Annotated in this window: 12 protein-coding genes; all 12 read right to left on the reverse strand. The window is 43.9% G+C overall.

The genetic code is table 11. The features are described 5' to 3' along the window. Positions 1-111: 111 nt before the first annotated feature. Positions 112-1,533 (reverse strand): UvrD-helicase domain-containing protein, encoded by a 1,422-nt coding sequence (locus ACLROL_RS05310; RefSeq protein WP_087282263.1) that lies wholly within the window; start codon positions 1,531-1,533, stop codon positions 112-114. Further along, positions 1,530-3,257: an ATP-dependent nuclease gene (locus ACLROL_RS05315; protein WP_087282261.1), complete on the reverse strand. Its 1,728-nt coding sequence runs from the start codon at positions 3,255-3,257 to the stop codon at positions 1,530-1,532. Before ACLROL_RS05315 ends, ACLROL_RS05310 begins: the two co-directional genes overlap by 4 nt. 118 nt (positions 3,258-3,375) lie before the next feature. Beyond that, positions 3,376-4,125 carry a hypothetical protein gene (locus ACLROL_RS05320; RefSeq protein WP_087282259.1) on the reverse strand — a complete coding sequence of 250 codons (750 nt, stop codon included), beginning with the start codon at positions 4,123-4,125 and terminating at the stop codon, positions 3,376-3,378. A gap of 38 nt (positions 4,126-4,163) precedes the next feature. Continuing rightward, complete coding sequence (locus ACLROL_RS05325; protein WP_087282257.1) at positions 4,164-7,568, reverse strand: DUF499 domain-containing protein; 3,405 nt, start codon at positions 7,566-7,568, stop codon at positions 4,164-4,166. Positions 7,569-7,571: 3 nt separating this feature from the next. Next, the gene (locus tag ACLROL_RS05330; RefSeq protein WP_087282255.1) at positions 7,572-9,788 is read right to left on the reverse strand and encodes a DUF1156 domain-containing protein; all 2,217 of its coding nucleotides are present in this window, start codon (positions 9,786-9,788) and stop codon (positions 7,572-7,574) included. A 32-nt stretch (positions 9,789-9,820) separates the two neighbouring features. Beyond that, complete coding sequence (locus ACLROL_RS05335) at positions 9,821-12,595, reverse strand: DUF1156 domain-containing protein (protein WP_087282253.1); 2,775 nt, start codon at positions 12,593-12,595, stop codon at positions 9,821-9,823. Between the two features lie 10 nt (positions 12,596-12,605). Further along, positions 12,606-16,115 carry a helicase-related protein gene (locus ACLROL_RS05340; protein ID WP_087282251.1) on the reverse strand — a complete coding sequence of 1,170 codons (3,510 nt, stop codon included), beginning with the start codon at positions 16,113-16,115 and terminating at the stop codon, positions 12,606-12,608. Between the two features lie 13 nt (positions 16,116-16,128). Beyond that, a complete protein-coding gene (locus ACLROL_RS05345) occupies positions 16,129-16,344 on the reverse strand; it encodes a DNA-binding protein (protein ID WP_207751348.1) in 216 nt (71 codons plus the stop codon). Positions 16,345-16,685: 341 nt separating this feature from the next. Further along, complete coding sequence (locus ACLROL_RS05350; RefSeq protein WP_242964492.1) at positions 16,686-17,066, reverse strand: hypothetical protein; 381 nt, start codon at positions 17,064-17,066, stop codon at positions 16,686-16,688. 124 nt (positions 17,067-17,190) lie between these two features. Further along, entirely contained in the window at positions 17,191-18,720 is a 1,530-nt protein-coding gene (locus ACLROL_RS05355; RefSeq protein ID WP_050625184.1) for a DNA methylase, read from the reverse strand. A gap of 70 nt (positions 18,721-18,790) precedes the next feature. Next, the gene (locus ACLROL_RS05360) at positions 18,791-19,099 is read right to left on the reverse strand and encodes a hypothetical protein (RefSeq protein ID WP_009259793.1); all 309 of its coding nucleotides are present in this window, start codon (positions 19,097-19,099) and stop codon (positions 18,791-18,793) included. Between the two features lie 19 nt (positions 19,100-19,118). Next, positions 19,119-19,445, reverse strand: a complete 327-nt coding sequence (locus ACLROL_RS05365; protein ID WP_413067445.1) for a hypothetical protein — start codon at positions 19,443-19,445, stop codon at positions 19,119-19,121. Positions 19,446-19,503: the final 58 nt, after the last annotated feature.

The following is a 19,503-nucleotide window of genomic DNA, read 5'->3' on the forward strand; positions in this document are numbered from 1 at the left end:
ACATCGGAGTGACGGAGCAATATTTGATATAAGTATAAAATTCTAAGTTGGTGATCATTTTCCATTGTTTTGTATCCTCCACATACCATATATCCCGGTTCTCATTTTTAGTTATGGTTTCAAAATCAAAGTGGATTTATCTGTGATTAAGTAGACCATTTTCTTTGCTCTTGTCATGGCCACATAAAATTCTTTTGCTGTCAGTTCTTTTGTCATATCAACAATAACACAGTCGAATTCCAAACCTTTTGAAAGAAGTGTTCTGGATGACAAATACTTGAAGTTCGTATATCTTTTTTGCAAAGTAGAGTCATTTCGGACAAGAGTAGCAGCATCATAAATGTCGATTGCTTTGGTTGCGGCAAGCCTGATACTCCGAAGCATTTCTTGATAAAGCTCCATGCGATAAAACTTAAATTGTTTATTTTCTTCAAACCAGTGAAATACTTCTATAAGATTTTGCGATGAGTTATTTTCAATTACTAATTTTAGCAATCTTCCCAATTGTTCATACTTTTTAATTCTCGAAAAATCTGAGGATCCGGATTTAAGTCTCTTAATGTACGAATTACACTCAGAAGATACTCGAGTGGCACATTCGTTTATAAAGCATAATATAGACAATGCAAGTTGTTCATTTTCACTTTGATCAAAAAGACGTGCGTACTCAAACAGAATGCCACAATCTTGTTTTTCATCTTGCTGAAAAATTCCAGGCATCTTTTTGCAGAAGGCTAATTGATCATTTTCCCATTTTGCCAGATACAGGACAGACTTATACTGCTGTAACTGTCGAAGCAGCTTGTATCCATCAAAATCCAATGGAGCAATAACTTCTAAGATATTGCTAATAGGAGCAATACTAATCATACATTGTCGCCCTTGAATGGCAGGTAACAAATGGGATCTTAGTTCTTCCAGATATGCTCCGAGTTTTGGATTAGAATTTTCCCAGCGCCATGGATACGTATCCACATCAATAAGTTCAAAAGAAATATCAGACCAATTCACAATGGGATCTTTAAACCCAAATATCCCCTGAAGAGGATCTCCGAGAACTCTTACTGGGAGATACTTATTTAATTGTTTAATCAATGCGTGTTGAGCAAGTGTACAGTCCTGATACTCATCGACAATTATTCCTTTATACGAAGATGAGAGTACTTTGCCAACCCACGTATGTTTAAATAATTCCAATGCTCCTGTATATAACTGAGCATAATATTGTTTCTGATCTTCTTTTTTAAATGGCGATAGCGTTGCATCCATTCTAGATGTCCAGTGGTACGAATAACCCCAACGATTACAAAAAGCTGCGATAGTCAAAATTGTATATTTGTGTGTGTCTACTTTTCTTTTCGAAAGACGTTTTTGTATGGCATCAACACCTGCATTCGTGTGTGTAAGCACCAACTGCTTTCCAGAAAATCCAGCGACCATATCGGCTACCATTTCTGTTTTTCCGTGTCCAGCAGGTGCTATAATTGCAACATTATATTTACTTTCAATCTTTACTAATTCTTCAGGCGTCATAGATTTTTTACCCACTCAATCATAGAAGATACCGTTTGAAACAGTTTTGTACTTTGATCAATCTCTGACCAGTGTTCAAAAATAATTTGGCCGATTTCGCGTCCCAAATCAATCCGTTTATACCATTCTCCAATACGTCCATTTTTCCCTTTTTGTTTTGCCAATTTTCCAAGAGTAAGACGTGTGACTTGTGAAAAATCATTTAGAATGAGTTTGGTTCCATCTTCACAAATATCAAATGAAATACCCTCAGAGTACAAAGTGCCAGCCATCGCTGTCGCACCTTTTTCATCTACAGTAATATCTATAAGCTGTTGGATCAAAGATTCCGGCAAATCAAGAAACAGCTGTTGTTCTATAGCATTCGGATTATCCCAATCGAATATTGTTGTTCCGTATAAACGCCGTCTCTTCTCTTTTTCAGCAGCATCGCTTTCCTTATCAGAATCCATAAAGATGCTAATTTCATATCCTCGATCTCGAAGTGAATCAGCATAAGCAAACGTGGTATCTCCTCCTCCAAGAGCTATACCTACTCCTTTATGAGCCATTCTAATTCCGAGATTTTGAGCTATAAAATCATCAAATGCCTTGACAAATCCATATTCTGTTTTTCCTTCGCAGACAATTAAGGCCTTACACAAGAAAGCATCGGCATCACTGCGAATCTGTTTCTGAAGCTGCTCATATACTTTTTCATCACTTTTATTAAAATAGAATACGTTTGTATCTCCGTTTTGAGAGTGTACAATGACTAGTTCGGAGGCAGAACACTCCGTTAATACAACAGGAGAGTGTGTTGTAATAATAACCTGTCCGGATGTTCCCGTCTGATTTCGTAGTTCATTTATCAGACTGCGTAATCTATAAGGCTCAAGGCCGCGCTCAATCTCGTCAATCAATAAAACAGTGCCATTAGAATAAGCTTTGATATTCAACCCTATAGACAGAAGCCTTTGACTGCCAACTCCTCTTAAATTCAAAGGAATTTGTCCGTCATAGAGTCCTGCAGATGTAGTGAATGATCCACTCTGAATCAACAGTTTACTCTTAATATCGTTTTCAAATCCAACGCCATATCGTCCTCCGATGCTCTTAATATCGTCAGAAAGGCCATCTAACAAGTCCAAATCAGTGTTTGCAGCAGCCTCTCTCATAGCTTTAGTATAGGCATTATGAAGAACTCCTTTAGAATCAGCATACTTTTGTAGAACAGAATACCGTCCCCACGTCATGTCTCTTGCGCAATTTTCGCCAACACATCCAACTGCAAGCTGAGCCCGTTCCTTGTTGGTTATAGTTTTAGGATCATTTCTATTACATACAACATTCCAATGCGGTTCCAAGGAACTGTCTGCCGTAAATTGAATGGTAAGACAAAGTGGCTCTCCATCTGCTGGTTCGTCGTTTGTGATGCCATCATATGGAATTCCAGGTTTCCGTAAGAATAAGCCGAATTTATCTTCTGCTAAGAAATAATCAGGAAACTCAGTAAATGTTCCACAGATCGTGATCTTGTTTTCAGTATTTGCAAGATAAAAATCATTGTCACAGATTGGCAAATTCCATGTTTGTGAAAAGAGCCACTCAAGGGAGAGCAAAATCGTAGATTTGGTACTATCTCCTGCGCCAATCAAGCAAATAAATCTGTTATTCATTGGAAAATCAATTTTTGCATTTTGAATTCCACGAAAGTTATGTATTTCAAGATTTATTAATCTCATTAGAGTTTCCCTCCCTTAGCCTTATCTCTTGCCATTCTTTCAAGAATTATCTAACAACTAATTCTTTTTACTCCTGAAGTAATGCATACTACAATCATTTCATGAAGGTATGATCATATCATGCACCCAACAGATTTATTGCCGCTGTTCCCAACAGCTGTACTACCGCACCATAAAACCATCCGTGTTTTTCCATGTGATCAGAAATTCTTTCAAAAAGTTTTTTCTGCTTTGGTATGGTTCGGCTTGTCTGTATGTTCTCTATAAGTTCTTTAACATCATTCAGAATCTCATACAAGTCCTCTTTATCTGTGCCACCATTTTCTTCTATTGCCTGTTCGATTTTATGAATAGAATTATCAACGGTTAGTGTGGAGCCAGACACATCACCAAACACTAAATTCCCGTAATTTATAATGTTTTTCAGTTTATTCGATTCTTCCTGCTCTTTCTGTTTTTCATATGCGGCATTTTTGCTTTCAAAGTAACTAAATGCGGGCGGAAGCAAATCCAGCATCCCGCCGTTATCATAAAAGAATAAACCACCAATCATTCCATATTGAATTAACTTTTCAAACTCTAATCCCAACGACGTTTGTACATAATCTGGAAAAATGTCATTCTCAAAACAAATATGTGTACCATTACCCCTTTCGCAGTTCAGTAAACATTCAAGAATTGCTTCAGCTGTCTGATCCATAACCCGGAAACCTTCTATTATCGGTTGTCCATTGATGATAGTCGCTGCCCTATCTTTAAGTATAGCCCTTCTTTCAGCTTTATCCTGTTCTCTACGTTTCTTATTAGCAAGTTGTTTCGATTGTTTCATTTGCCGTTCAATTTGTCGTTCTAATGACGATTTTGCCATACTGCACTTCCTTTTCAACTATAATTTCACCAGTTCATTTAATCGTCAAAACCAAAATCTTCGATCTTAAGCGTGCGACAGTTTTCTGACACAGTTCGCACGGTAGAAGCTGGTATGCCATTTGGAGCAACTACATCAACATCCAATTTTAGCTCAACCTGACTGCCGTCAACGGCCATCAAATGCTGAATAATTTCTTGTAAATAATTTTGAACATCACGATTTACTCGCGTATTATCCAGTTTTGCAGTCATATAAAAATGCTTATTTACCGGAACAGAAGCCGCTGCATCAGTATCTGTGTTAGCACTAAGACTTCCTTCATCACCTTTAGACTGTACTGCCCCTTCATTATTTTGAGACTCATGATATGTAGCGCTGCCAAAAATATCACCTGCTGCCTGGGCGCTTGCTTTTTCCTGCTTTTCGGCAACAATTTGTTTCATTGCAACATTTGCCTTTACAAGCAAATCGGATGAGTTGATGCTCAATACATTCGTATTAAACTTCAGGTCAACATACCGATTATTAACGTAACCGGCGGCAAGTGCGAAAAACTCATCAGAGGCAACTCCTCGACGAATCGTATCTTCAAGCACAGAATAATTTGCCAGTCTCGGAAGATAGCAGTATGTGCTCAGATATTCCCATAGTTTTTTTACTTGAATATTATCGGAATCTTTCCAGAGCAAATCGTCCAGGCTCATTTGCAAAAGTGCAGGGGCCCAGTTTGTGATAATCTGCTCACTTTGCTGCATTTTCTTTGCTGCTTTTGTTACGATGCTTTCAGTTCCGCCGCTAATATCACTGATCTCCCATTGAATTGTTTTCATATCGCCAAACTGGTCGATATAAGGAACCAGAAGCCATCGATACGTTTCCTTGAGCCGAAGTTCTACGGTATCATTGCTGCGGTTTAGATTACTCTGCGTTTCCCGGATTTGATTTCCATCCAAATTCAGATCATCTTTATCAGACATGATTGACGTCCACGCAATAAAACGACGAACTTCTGCACGCAAAGATTCCAGCTGGTTTTCATCGGGTGCCACAAAAGCAAGCATATTTTTGAAAATACGCGGAGCAGTCCCCCTGTTGTACAGAATATCATTAACAGTGGTTTCAGCAGGGGTTGTCTTTTTAGACTTTAGGTTATAGCAATCACCAGTTCTCAAAATCACCAAACGGACAGCCTGCTCATCTGGAACATCCAGAGAAGAATACGGACAAATGTGAATGCCGGTAAACGGATTCTCTTTCCGTATTTTTTTCAGGCGAGATTCAATTTCCGCATCCACATCAGCCAATGTTTGCTGAGAAGCACGGTCTTCCGCAGTTTTGCGCAGAGTAGGGCGCGTGTCATACCAGTATCTGCTTCCGCTCGGATTATTATAGAGATACGAAAGAGAGCCATGCAGTGTGTTTAACGCGTCGTTAAAGTCAGCAATACTCTCGCCAGGCTGAACTACTCCCAAACGGATTCTGGAGGCTTCCAATCCGCGTACAGCCTGATCCCGGCTTGTGGGCGCGCTTCCAAGCATGATCGTTCTGGCGACACGACGAGCGGCGAGTTTGCGTCCATAGCGAGGATTTGCTTTATCTTTTTGATAAGGAATAGAATTTTTTCCATCTACCTCATGATCAATAATGCTGTTCCATGTATCCGGCAGGTGACGAACCAATTCGTCTCTTACATTCGGCATATCCAACGGGATTGACCCTGGCATAATCATTGCACCCGCGTCATTGGCCATCCACAATTCGTGAATAACGGCAGCCATTAAACGCAGGACACCACGAGTGCGTTGAAAGCGTTCCAGTGTTGCCCAGTCATCATATAGGCGGTCAAAGACCTCTGGGTGAATCGGATAGCAGGAAATCATTCGGTTCCGATATTCGACCTCTCTTGCTTCCATTGGGAAATCAGATGGATTTTCCTGATACATCCGGCTAAATGCCGTACATACTGCATCTCGTGTAGCCTCATCTTTGCAGTCAAGAAACAGCCGTCGGCGCACGACCTCAAACCCTTCGTTGGCGGCAACAGGTTTCCAGATGGCCTCCATTCTCCCGAATGTATGCTCAATCGTTTCGAGTGCAGTTTTACCTGCATCACCACCGATTTCAATCGTTGACTCAGGGATAGAAGCGACAACAATGCTGTTCTCACTTGCACGTGCGGCTTCCGTAATTTCTTGAATGAACGTAATAAAATTATCGTAGGAGCCAGCCGGAAGTCCATCGACACCATAGAGTTTCTTTGCATAAGCAACCAGCTCATCCATTAAAATCAAGCAGGGGCCGCATTCATTCAAGAGATTTTTTAAGGTTTCCGATCCAGGGGATACACCATGGCGATCTGCTTCACGGATCATTGCATACAAATCCGGACGACCGGCAGATGTAACCAGCTGATAAGCCATTTCACCCCAGATCGTATTGACTGTATACCCCGGCAGATTGGCAGGATTTTTCTTTTTATTCGGGTCAAGGGCTGTGCCTACAAGAACAGCCACATTAGCTTTGGGCAAGGTATCCAAACCAGCCTTTTCCAAGATTGGTTTAAGACTCGGAATTTTATCTACCGAAGCGCCGCCTTTTACCAGATGATAAAGGGCAAGCATACTGTGCGTTTTTCCTCCGCCAAATGCGGTTTTCAGCTGGATGACAGGTTCGCCGCCCTTGCCCGCGATTCGTTGCAGAGATTTTACAAGCAGCCCGGACATTCCTTCGGTGATGTAAGTGCGTGCAAAAAATTCCACAGGGTCACGGTATTCAAAAGCTCCCTCTCCGCGAGAGACCTGTGCCAGATCAGCAGCAAATTCTGCTGTTTGGTAACGGCCTTCAGCAACATCTGGATGGGGCTGCATAATATCTCGCCAGCTGGGAAGCGTATGGCCTTCACCGACGTTATACTCCAAGACGCCAGCGGTATTAGAAGATTTTTTACCAGTTTTTACAGGGGCGACATTTTCAGTTACAGCAGCGGAACCGGCAGCAGACCCATAGCGGAGAGTGCGATACAAATCCCGAATTTCCTCTGCACCATCCGCGTCAAAGGCAGCACAGAGCAGTGCCATGGTATCCAACGCACGTTCTGCATAAGACTGATCGATGTCCTGTTGACCGATATGAGCCATCTTATTTCGCACGCCCATGAGTTCTTTCGACCATGTACGGTAATCAGTAGACAGTTTTGAGGAAAAGACTTCCCGCCATTTCCGATCAATCAGACGCAGGCAATTTGCAATATCCAGGGAGTCTACCAGGGTACTATAATCACCGTGATCGGGCAAATCACGGAGCTGATCGCTGAGTGTGTCAAGCACCTCTTGCCACCAGTTATCGTGATATACTCGGTTAAATTCCCGGCCAATGTAACCAGCCATTAAAGGATGAAGGATGCGAAAGCCTTTTTGGACAAGTTCGTAATTCTCCTGCATGGTCTATACCTCCTCATGATTTTCATTTGTTTCTGCCTCGTGCGAAGCAAAATATTTTTCCGATTCTTGTGCAATCAGTATTAGGCTATCCTGAATGTTCATAACAGAACCATCTGCATTGAGTATTTTTTTATATCGTGTTACGATGGAAAGTCCAAAGCCCAAAGCGGCGATTGGACGGTCTATGTCATCGATTAGCTCACTTGTCAGTGATTCCAGCAGACTTGGCAATTCCCGGCCAAGGGACGCAATCAGATTCCTTCTTGTAGTCTGTGGAAGTGCATCTTGATTCTTTCGGAACACAATCGCGATCCGCGTAGACTCAAACTTCTCATTTGGTTTTTCCGTTCGTATTGGCCAGATTGCTGTCACACAAAAGCCTGTATCTACAATGCTCTGGAGTAAATGCGACAGCGGGCTTTCCAATGAAATATTTCCATTCGCATTACGAATTACCATGCGATCCGCTTTGCTATATGCGAAGAAAATAACAAATGGATACTCCGTCGATGCCATTTCAGAAAAGTGTGACAACATCTTATTTATTTTCCCATGATACGCGGTTTTTGCTTTTTCAGTATCTCCACCATAGTGTTCAGGAATAGAAGACAGCTCATCTTTCGAAGTAAGCGCCCCTTTGAACAAATCAGGGAACACATTTTTTAGGCATTTCCGAAGCCAAATATAAAAGTAATCTGACAGGTCAGCATAACCGACATTATCGTAATAGGGCAGTTCCGTAAAGAGAACAGTGTTCTTTTGAATAGCCTTTTCGATGGCATCTTCATTCTTCACAATAATTTCTCTGTACGAAGGCAGGTGCGATACTGCCTCTGCAATACTGTCAACGACAGAATGAAAACTTCCTGTTGTTTCTGCAAAAGGATTCTCCTCCACAAATGTCCATGTCATGGGGATGGCCTGTCGCGTAAATGTCGCCCTGCCGGTTCCTTTGCGATTATCCCAGGAACAGATTGTGGAATGGTAATTTGCCATTTTGCTGATAGCCAGCGACAAATAAGTTCCGATGGCCTGCCCATATGCCCAGGCTCCGTTTCCGGCATCACATAACGGGCCACCAGCTTCACTCATTCCTGAGGCCAGTGCGTCTGAAGCAACTTTGTTAATTACTTGAGGAATCAAATCGCAAAAAGCAGAAAGCATGGTTAACTGACGGTTGGTAAAAAGGTCAGTATAGTCAGTAAATCCATATCCTGGCGGACTAAACCAACGGCTATTTTCTGCAATTTGCCCTGATGGGATGCTTTCCGGTGCTGTAATCGCTGCCGCCGTCTCTTGTACTTCGTCAACAGGCTCAAAAACCTTTACGCCGTTTGATGAACGAACAACAGCCATCATTTGAGCACCCAAGAGGTGCTTTTTCCCCATTTTCTTGATGTAAGTGTCAGTAGCCACTTCGCCACACACTGGGCACTGGAATTTTGCCCCCATTGTGCCGAGTTTATTGCTTTCTTTTTCTTCGGGGCATATTCCTTCACGGATTTGAAATCGGATTTTACCGTCCTTGAAAACAGGTTCGGCCCAACGTTCGTTCCCTTTGCTTTTGTTCAAAACAAAACTGCTGGCAAGGGGCATCTTGCATTTGCAAACGGGATTCGGACATTCTACTGTGCGCACCCATAGCCAGGCGGATGTAACAACATCGTTTGTGGCAGGATAAATCTGTCCAATTTTTTCATAAGCTTGTCTCTCCATCCATTGACCATAGAAACGGATGTCATCGGCCAATGCTGCCATGCCTGTCTTTGTACTGTCTGAATCAGGATGAACCGGCTTGTTAGATACAAAACGCGATGGAAATTCAACAACGGCTTTTGTAAGCAGGGAAGCAACCGGGTTTATATCCCCGGCGTATGCCGACACCCCAAGTTTTTCGCAGGCCAGGGGGATGCCGCCAAAGCCCGAAAAACCATCCCAGATAGCAGGCAATTTTAGGTTTTGCAATGCAGCTGTTGCCTGTTCAAAAGCAGTGGCATCATTATGAGCAAGCTTTTTGAGTAACGCTATCTGATTATTTCTTTTCTCCGAGTCCTGATCTTCGTCTGTCATAGCAGCATAGATTAAAACGGAACTGGAAACAATCGGGCTGCGGTTCCACCAGAGATGCAGGTTCCCAGGATGTCCTTTTCTGACTTTTTCCTCAATAGAAGACGCAGTTATTTCTCGTAGAGGGAGTGCCGTCTCTATTAACTTTTTCATGGAGCTTCACCCCCTTTCAATGATCTACTTGCTTAATTATCCAGAAGGCCGGTAGAGAACAGGTCAAGCTGCTCAGGAACTTCCAGTTTCAAAGCTGCCGCGCGAGATTGAATATCCGGCCATGCCACAACAAGGGCATTATACGCATAGGCCTCGTTTGACCACTTCTTCTGTTCGGCAATCGTATATAAGCGATAGGCCAAATCTTTTGCACGCTCTGCATTGGAGCCAAACATGGAGGCTACGATCTGCGCGCAGGCTTCCACGCCGCCTTTTGCCATAGCCTGGGTCAACTGCTGCGTTAGCAGCCAGATGTTTTTTTCATCAACATCCACCTTTTCCGGCAGATCTGCCCGTTCCACCAGGTGGACATCACCGGCTTTGGCGTAGACGACACCGTTGGCTGCCAGCATGGGGATGGAAGTACTCTTTGCATTGGCCAGAACCTCTGCCTCACCATACTTCACGACGTTATAAGCGTACTGGGTATATAGATCAACGCAGAAGCGGCTGGCCGTATCCAGATCGCCAACCTGCTCGTTAAAGTACAAGTCAAGTTCTTCATTGATAATCTGCAATGCGCTGCGGACAGACATTGGTGTACCGTCCGCCTCCAATACGCGGCGATAACGGCTGAACACACCCATACCGGGGCCAATGGCAGACTGTGCCAGGTCAACGGGAGCAATGTTGCTTGCCTGTAATTTTTTCAAGGCCGGACGTAACTCATGCCGCAGCGTGGCAATCAGATTGCGGCGGGTGGTCTGTGGGGCGTCCTCTGGACGCTTACGGCAAACAAGTACTATAGAAGAGGCCAAAGCATTGGACCCATTCCCACGCATTCGATTTCCACGTTCAGTTCTCATTGGCCATGTACCGGTAATTGCAAATCCCGCTTTAACTATAGAATTTAGCATGGTTTCCCACCCTGATGATGCTGTACCATCAGCATCCGAATCACTTTGCTTATAGGCATAGTATATTGTTACAGGAACATCTTCACGAGCATAAAGATACATCTGCTTACTTGCTGAAAGCATTCCACTTTCGAAAAATGATTTTGCTTTTTCCATGCTGCCCCCATGCCGAAATGGAGTAGCAATGAGTTCCTCTGTTTTTGGGACCAAAACAGTGGAAAAAAGTCCTGGATAACTATCTTTAAGTGATCGTCGCATCCAAATATAAAAATAGTCTGACAAATCTGCATAATCAATATTATCGTAATATGGTGGATCTGTAGAAATCATAATATTCCGTAGACCGCAATCACTTTGAGCGTCTCTTTGGCTAACTTCTGCCTCAAACTGAGCAATAGGGAAATTATCAATACACTTTACAATCCAATCAACCATATTACTAAAGCAACCTGTCGAACTGCTAAATGGATTTGCTTCTGCAAAGTCCCATGTCATAGGAATAGCTTGTCTCCCGAATGTATTCCTAATTGCACCTATGGTATTAATCCATGATGCAATAGTAGATCCTATATCTGCTTGTCTATCTACCGCAAAAGCTAAGTATACACCTACAGCCTCACCGTATGCCCTTGCACCATGTCCACCTTTACAAAGGGGAACATGATCATCAGACATTCCAACCGCAATCGCATCAGCCTCAACTTTTTTCTGAGTTTCTACAACTAAGTCACTGAAGGTGGTTAAAGCAGTAAGTTGACGATTTGTATAGAGGTCTTTCCACTTTGTAATGCCATAGGCTTGAATTCTAAAACCAAGTGCCTTTTCTGGCAAGTCCTCACAAGGAACGTTTTCTGGCTCTCCGACTTGCGAAGCACATAGTTGGATATCATCAGGCGAATAGTAAGCTCTTCCATTTTTCCCTTCTGCAACAACAGCTATAAGATGTCGCCCCATTCGATGATTACTGCCTTCAGAACGCACATAATCTAATGGAACTGATGTACCACATGCAACACAGGAGGCAGCCGTTCGGTTTACTGTGCCTTTTTCCTTATGTTCGCCTAATTTAACAGTATAACTACATTTCGAATCGAAAAATTGTGGCTCAACATATGCCTCATGTCCCTTCTTTTTTGATAAAGTAAAAGAGCGAACTAGCGGTATTTCACATCCGCAAGCTGGATTAGGGCACTTCACTGTCCTGGCCCATATCCATGCGATTACAGTTGCCTCTCCGCCGCCTTGTTCTTCTGGTACTTTCACTTTCGGATAAAGATGGCCAATCCGTTTGTAGGCTTCCTGTTTCATCCACTCGCCATAATAGCGCACATCCTCAGCCAAGCCTTCTGCTCTCGCCCACGCGTCATGCATGGAGTTGACCTGTGCATCTGAATTGACCGGTGCCATACCAGAAAATTTGGGCGGAATCTCAATCATTGCCTTGTTGATCATGACGGCAACCGGGTTCAGATCATGTGCGTGAGCTTCCAGCCCCAGTCTCTGCGCCTCTAATGGGATGGCACCGCCGCCGGCAAATGGGTCAAGAAGGGCAGGCGGGTTCCCATTGGTACTTTTCATGATCTCTGCCTTCGCCGCATCCAGAACTTTCTCGTTATTGGAATTTTCCCATACAACCAGATCTTCCAGAATCTTAAAGAGCCTCTGTCGTTCTGTATTTTGGTCTTCCTCTGTCGGGAACTGTTCCGGGTGAGAAGAAGGATCGTCCACCAGCGATGCCCAGATGACAGCCCGCGCTGCCGCCAAGGGCCGTCTGGCCCACCATAAGTGCAGTGTGGAAGGGTGGCCATGTCGGATGGACTTTTCTCTTGCCGATTCTGCGTTGATTTTTTCAAGAGGCAAAGCGACCTCTATCAGCTTTTTTGTTGCCATAACTGTATCCTCATTTCTGATAGAGAATCTCGGATTCTGCTATCAAGTCTTGTATATTGTAATTTACGCTGGTTGCCGTAAAATCAGGTGCGTTGGTAAACGGATGCTTCAGATAAATCGTATGTGTCTGATTGCCGTCAACTTCCACAATGGCTAAAATGAATTCCTTCGGTTTATTCAGTGCCGTCAAAATTTCATTTTTGCTCACTGTCACAGTCGTTGCACCTTTAGCGCGGCCCTTAACTTCGATAAAGCGCAGAGCATAAGCACCTACACGTTCTATCATTCCTTTTGGGATCTGAGATTCTATGTCGTAGCCGCATTTTGCTGCACTGACATCGCTGGGATGATAGCCAAAGGAAGATTCAATTTCCATGACAGCGTTCATGGCGGCATCTTCCACGCTCTTTTTGTCACCTCGGCCAAAATCATCTCCAGAAAGATTTCTGCCCATTAACTGATGCAGCAGCCCTTTGGGAATGACCAAAATACCGCCTGTGATGCTGGGTGGCATCGGAGCAATTCTGCGCTCCTTCTCAATTTCCGCAAGACGGTTTTTCATCCGGAGTTCCAATTCCTCTGCGCGCCTTGCAGCCAATTTGGAGTTCAACCGTGCATTCGTCTTCCCCGCAGCCTCTTTTTGCGCAAGATCAGCCGCACGGAAATCCCAATACTGAATTTCGGCTGTCAAACGATCCTTGACTGCCTTTGCTGTCTTATTCAGCAATTTTTCTTTCTGTGATTTCACTTCAGAAAAATGAACAGGGATTAAATTTTGAATGGCATATCCCTTTGCCATATCTTCAACATCAGTACACAGCCATTTCTGCTGCTTCATCCACTCTCTGATTGCCTGATTTTCTTCGTCCGTCACGGTACGATAGTCCAGGTAGGGCGCATACCCGGCGGAGGCAGCTGTGCCATCTTCTTTCATCTCAACAAAGTGAATATGTTTTGAAATAGTCCGTCTGCTTCCATTTTTCAGAATCACGCCGTCTTGAATTGCATCTTCAATATAGAACAAGAGCCTGGCATTCGTACCGTAATCTTCATCATCCACAAGAATGGTGCCGCGCTTCATCACATCAACATTGCGTTCCCGAATCAAATCAATGACAGCCTCCAGCAGCGGTTGCCCCGGGCAGATCAAAGAAGCCTGCACAAGACCGGGAACATTGCAATATTGTTTGTCAAAGCAAATCCGCTCATAACGGTTTAGCACGGGTTCACCGTAACCAATCTGCATATCACGGTTGCGAACCGCGTAGGGAACAGATGTGATTTCGTAGCGTCCGGTTTCACGTTTTCGGATTTTCCCTCCAACACTTTTGAACGCCTCCAGGAAGAATGCTTCAATAAAATGCGGCTGAAGTTTATGTGCTTCAATCCGTTCCATGTCCTCCCGAATGTTGTTGACCATATTTATATCCATAACATCTTCGGTCAACGCACGTTCATCCAGCAATTTCTGGAACGATTCGCGGTTCATGGAATGATCCACAACCTGATCTAATCGTGCCCGTACTTTTGGGTCATTTCCATATCGGACCGCTTCAATCAATAGATCCCTTAAAGACCGATTTTCAAAAGTCACTTTGCCAAGAATGTCAAAGACTTTTCCGCCCAGTGCCTGGCGTTCTTCCTCCAACTTTTGAAATAATCGTTGGAAGACAAAGCCTTCCCGTGTTTCGTTGGCAACCAGATTCCATAAGTGGCATACTTCCGTCTGGCCAATACGGTGAATACGGCCAAAGCGCTGCTCCAGACGATTTGGGTTCCACGGCAGGTCATAGTTAATCATCAGATGAGCACGCTGTAAGTTAATACCTTCACCGGCAGCATCTGTTGCAATCAAAATGCGGACACCTACATCCTGCTTAAACAGTTCTTCCACCTTGCGGCGCTCGTCACGGAGCATCCCGCCATGAATCGTCACAACGGCCTCATCACTTCCCAACAGAGAACGGATTTTATCCGTTAAGTAGTTCAGCGTGTCTCTATGTTCTGTGAAAATAATGAGCTTTTCACGGTTTCCATTGGAGTCGAACATGGCTCCATCATCCTGAAGAAGCCTGGAAAGTTCTTCCCATTTCCGATCAACGCCTCTTACACGGACGTTGTTAGCCATATTTTCAAGGCGTTTCAGCGTATTGATTTCCGCTTCAAGCTCTGCTATCGTTGCCGCAGCAGAAGCGTGGTCTACAACTTTTTCTTCAAAATTCTCCTGCTCATCCGCAGACAGATCATCTTCGTCGAAGTCGTCAAAATCAGGATCGTGAAACTCCTTCGCACGTTTACCTAATTTTTCTTCAGCAAGCCTGTGCTCAAGACGTTCCCGCCGGCGTCTCAGGGATTGATAGATTGCTTCCGGTGAGGACGCAAGACGCCTCTGCAAAATGGTAAGAGCAAATCCAACCGTTGTCTTGTGCTCATTATTAAGATTATCTGCACGGTTAAATTCTTCCCGCACATAATCAGTAACCGCAGAATACAGCTTCGCTTCCTCTGGAGAAAGGTCATAGTTGACTGTGTAGGCGATTCGCTCTGGGAAAAGAGGTTTGCCCTCAAATGTCAGGAGCTCCTCTTTTACCAGCCGTCGCATGACATCACTTACATCAACTGCCTGTTGGCTGGAACCGTGTATGCCTTCAAAACGGTCCGGGTCTACCAGGGATAAAAAGAGCTGAAAATCTTCTTCTTTACCATTATGCGGCGTGGCCGTAAGCAACAAGAAATTTCGCGTGATATTAGAAAGCAGCCTTCCAAGCAAAAAGCGTTTGGTATATTTGACCTCGCCGCCCCAGACGGTTGCCGCCATTTTGTGGGCCTCATCACATACGATCAAGTCCCATTCCGTAACTTTTAACTTCTCCTGCAAATCATCATTTCTCGCCAACTTATCCAACCGGGCAATACACAAATCAACTTCCGAAAAAATATTCCCGCTGACGGCAGACTCCATTCGATCATTCGTCAGGATTTCAAACCGAAGATGAAATTTTGAATACAACTCATCCTGCCATTGCTCGGCAAGACTGCCCGGACAAACAATGAGGCTGCGTTTTAGGTCTCCTCGTGCAATCAATTCCTTGATATATAGTCCGGTCATGATTGTTTTTCCTGCGCCGGGATCGTCCGCCAAAACATATCGAAGCGGCAATTTAGGAAGCATTTCCTGATATACAGCGGAGATTTGATGCGGGAGGGGTTCAACAGAGGATGTATGTACTGCAAGATACGGGTCGAATAAATGTGCAAGGCTGATGCGATACGCCTCAGAAGCCAGTTTCATTTGTTCACCATCCGCGTCGAAGCTCCATGGCAAGTTGTTGTCCATTACTTCGATATGATATTCATCTTCTCGATACAAGAGTTGTGTTCCCGGAACGTTCTGGCTATTTTTGTAGGTAATGTCAATCACATTCGTTCCGTACCATTGAACAGCAACGATGGATACAGGCTCATTCCCGGCTATTCCTTTTACTGTACTTCCAACCGTTATGTCCTCAAGCCTTGCCATACCGTTTCTCCTCTCATGTTTTATCTTTCGATATGTCTTTCAAACATTTTCTATATTTACCGCTTTTTATACGAGCATCAGCAGGTTTTTCAACATTGAAAGGAATAGCCCAGGTGGAATCAATACGAATCGCTCCTGGTATTCGATCTTCCGTACATAGAACCTGTACCCTGCGCTTTGATAAGCCCCATTTTTCAGCAGTTTGCCGTATTGAAAGATACTCTATCATATATTTCGTCCTCTTTTTCAAGCAGAATATATAACAATCCATGATTTATTGTAAGCCTAATTGCGAATGAAGTCAACGAGCACTTGTCACCAACTGACGACAAGCTAAATGTAGTTTTGCCTTAATGAAAATTGTACAAATTGGCAAATTGGCGAGCAGGGCCTTTGTATATACAAAGGCAAAAATACCGGTGCAGCTTTCTAGGCTACATCGGTATTTTTCTCGTTGGGGGAATCCCCAATCCCCTTGAAGATCCGTATCTGGTGATACGGGGCTGCGCATTCGTCCCGAACGCTTTACGCTGCGCGTTCCATCGAAAATACGGTATGACGATCATGAGCTTAATCAAAATCTGTTTCTGACTCATTGGCGAGATCATAGATTTGTCCGTCTATGTCGAGAATGCAGTCAATATCAATCCGCGTCTTATCCATCAGAATCACTTGCTTTTGGTAATCATCTATTTTCTTAATCTGTCCGGAAATCGTATGGTAAGAACCGCCAGCTTTTCTCTGATCCGGAACAAAGTAAGTAATTGTAAGCGCTGGCTTTTCTCCGGGATAATCACAAGCCATCTGCAGCTTATAATCCAGCTCTGCTTTTTCCGACTCAGAAAGCTCCAGCTTGCGATCTGTCAGCCGAGCGGTTTCCTTTATCACTCCTCCATATCCGGTCAGCGCAGCGAATGGAGAAAACTGAGCTGCCCGATCTGTCATCGCCATTCTGGGGTGCCGTGTGGAGACATGATGGGGATGATTGATAATATCACCATAAGAATTATTTGGGTTATTTCTATCTTGTAAAATAATTATCACCTCTTCCGGATGTTCGCCAGTGCAAATACTTTTATGCTTTATGACCGCCAATCTGCTGGTTGCGGTCTTTTGCCGTTGCACCTTCCTGCAAATTCATTCCCTTCAGGATTGCATTCTTGCCAAATTTTTTCTTGATTTCCAACATGGCTTCCTGCATTTTCCGCTCCTTCTCCAATTCCTCATTTTCCTTTTCCCGCAGGTTTTGACGAGCGGAATAGTCTGTAAATAAATCTAACTGCTCAAAGCTGTTTTCACTTTGTGTCTGTGCTTCTGCCTCAGTAATAACATGAGTAGCAGCCATGTTAATCCTGCGTACTAGAAGCTCTTCATCTACGATTCGGTCAAACAGTTCCATCACAGCCTGAGTAATTAGACGAGTGGAGGAAGTGTATTTTTTCAGGTTGGCAGTACCGTGGGCGTGCTTTGGAATGCTTCGTCCATACCGATCTGTCTTGATTTCTCCATGATATTTCTTTCGCCGCGCTGGGTCTTTCAGATTATCAATATCATAACCGACTGTCAAAACAATTTGATTTGTCACAAACCCTTTATCCACCAAATCAAGAACCAGCAGGTCGGTCATTTCCCGCACAACAAGTTTTGCTTTTTCAAACGGGTATGGACACTGCAGCACTTGACCGGAGCCGACACTGTTACTTTCCGGTTTGTAGGCTTTGATGTCGGCAATCGTACAAGGCTCCCAGCCCCAGGCATGGTCAATCAATAATTCCGCATTGACGCCGAAGAGCTGATACAAAAGTTCCTCGCTGTAGTAGTCACCCGGTTTACCTTCCGAGCAGCGGGCTATATCCCCCATCGTATAAAGACCATGCTCTTCCAATTTTTTTGCGTACCCTTTTCCCACCCGCCAGAAATCAGTCAAAGGGCGATGTGACCACAAGGAGCGCCGGTAAGACATTTCATCCAGTTCAGCTATCCGGACACCATTCCGATCCGGAGAAATGTGTTTTGCCTCTATATCCATCGCAACTTTACAGAGATACAGGTTCGTGCCAATTCCGGCTGTCGCAGTAATTCCAGTAGTGTCCAGAACATCAAGAATCATTTTCATTGCCAACTCACGGGCTGTCAACTGATACGTTCTTAAGTAACTGGTTGCGTCAATAAAGACTTCATCAATCGAATAAACATGAATATCTTCCGGCGCGATATATTTGAGATACACCCCATAAATCCTGGCACTGATTTTCATATAATGTGCCATCTGCGGCGGTGCCACCACATAGTCTACAGCTAAAGCGGGATTTGCTTTCAGTTCTCCATCCTGAACTGAAGAACCTGTCAGTTTCCGTCCCGGCGCTTTTTGCTGCCGTAAGGAGTTGACCTCTTTGACCTTTTGCACGACTTCAAACAGTCTGGGTCTTCCGGGAATCCCATAGGATTTCAAAGCCGGAGATACCGCAAGGCAGATGGTTTTCTCCGTCCTGCTGGCGTCTGCGACCACCAGATTGGTTGTCATCGGGTCAAGACCGCGCTCCATACATTCAACGGAAGCGTAGAACGATTTCAAATCTATGGCAATATATGTTTTATCTGACATTGTTCGACGCCTCCTTCTCATCAAATTTTAGGCAGGTGCGGCATCCAGGCAGTAACTATTTTTCAAACTCTCAATTTTCCGATTCCTCTATAATGCCATAGTCAATCAGTACATTCGTCTCTGCGTAGTGCGGATAAACAATCCCCATCATTTCATAGTTATATCGCTTCACTTTTCGGAAACTCTTTATAGTTTCCGGCGCATAGGCAGATGTTTCACATCCAGCATATTTGGTGTCACCAGCCAAATCATCGGCCACATCCTTTATCAGTGCGTCCTCTACGTCTTCAATCGTACTGCCATACTCGACAGCAACTAATTCATGCTTTTTCACATCTTTGTCCAGGTCACCAAAAGAACGATACAGTTTGTACTTCATAATAATAGCCTCCTTCGTCTTAAATAGTTTCAAGATACTTGCTGATTTTCAGCTTTAATTCAGCCAGGTATTCTTCAAAATATACACTGATTGCCACCGGATACACCTCATCCAGTGCTTCCAAAATCTCTTTGATCTGCTCATTTCCAATCCTACAGAATCGCTTCATCGGCTCAAGGTAGAATGGGTATACTGCCGGTATCTGAGGAACGCCAAGATGCTTCGCAACCACTTCAGCACCAAGTCTTGCAGAAGATGAAAAATCATCCTGTTTGAATGCGTTCAGTAGCATTTTCAGGAAATGGATTAGCAAAGTATCCTGCTTTTTTAATATTGCTTCGGTCAAATCACTAACTAAGACTTCCCATACTTAAAATGGGCTTTGCACCTTGAAAATTCAATAT

This window comes from Sellimonas sp. (genome assembly GCF_047234585.1).
GTDB lineage: Bacteria > Bacillota > Clostridia > Lachnospirales > Lachnospiraceae > Sellimonas > Sellimonas caecigallum.

What these genes read in the sequence shown, in the direction of transcription:
- ACLROL_RS05320 (WP_087282259.1), bottom strand. Translation starts at nt 4,125, where the DNA reads ATGGCAAAATCGTCATTAGAACGACAAATTGAACGGCAAATGAAACAA.
- ACLROL_RS05345 (WP_207751348.1), bottom strand. Translation starts at nt 16,344, where the DNA reads ATGATAGAGTATCTTTCAATACGGCAAACTGCTGAAAAATGGGGCTTA.
- ACLROL_RS05355 (WP_050625184.1), bottom strand. Translation starts at nt 18,720, where the DNA reads ATGTCAGATAAAACATATATTGCCATAGATTTGAAATCGTTCTACGCT.
- ACLROL_RS05350 (WP_242964492.1), bottom strand. Translation starts at nt 17,066, where the DNA reads ATGGCGATGACAGATCGGGCAGCTCAGTTTTCTCCATTCGCTGCGCTG.
- ACLROL_RS05360 (WP_009259793.1), bottom strand. Translation starts at nt 19,099, where the DNA reads ATGAAGTACAAACTGTATCGTTCTTTTGGTGACCTGGACAAAGATGTG.
- ACLROL_RS05315 (WP_087282261.1), bottom strand. Translation starts at nt 3,257, where the DNA reads ATGAGATTAATAAATCTTGAAATACATAACTTTCGTGGAATTCAAAAT.
- ACLROL_RS05340 (WP_087282251.1), bottom strand. Translation starts at nt 16,115, where the DNA reads ATGGCAAGGCTTGAGGACATAACGGTTGGAAGTACAGTAAAAGGAATA.
- ACLROL_RS05325 (WP_087282257.1), bottom strand. Translation starts at nt 7,568, where the DNA reads ATGCAGGAGAATTACGAACTTGTCCAAAAAGGCTTTCGCATCCTTCAT.
- ACLROL_RS05330 (WP_087282255.1), bottom strand. Translation starts at nt 9,788, where the DNA reads ATGAAAAAGTTAATAGAGACGGCACTCCCTCTACGAGAAATAACTGCG.
- ACLROL_RS05335 (WP_087282253.1), bottom strand. Translation starts at nt 12,595, where the DNA reads ATGGCAACAAAAAAGCTGATAGAGGTCGCTTTGCCTCTTGAAAAAATC.
- ACLROL_RS05310 (WP_087282263.1), bottom strand. Translation starts at nt 1,533, where the DNA reads ATGACGCCTGAAGAATTAGTAAAGATTGAAAGTAAATATAATGTTGCA.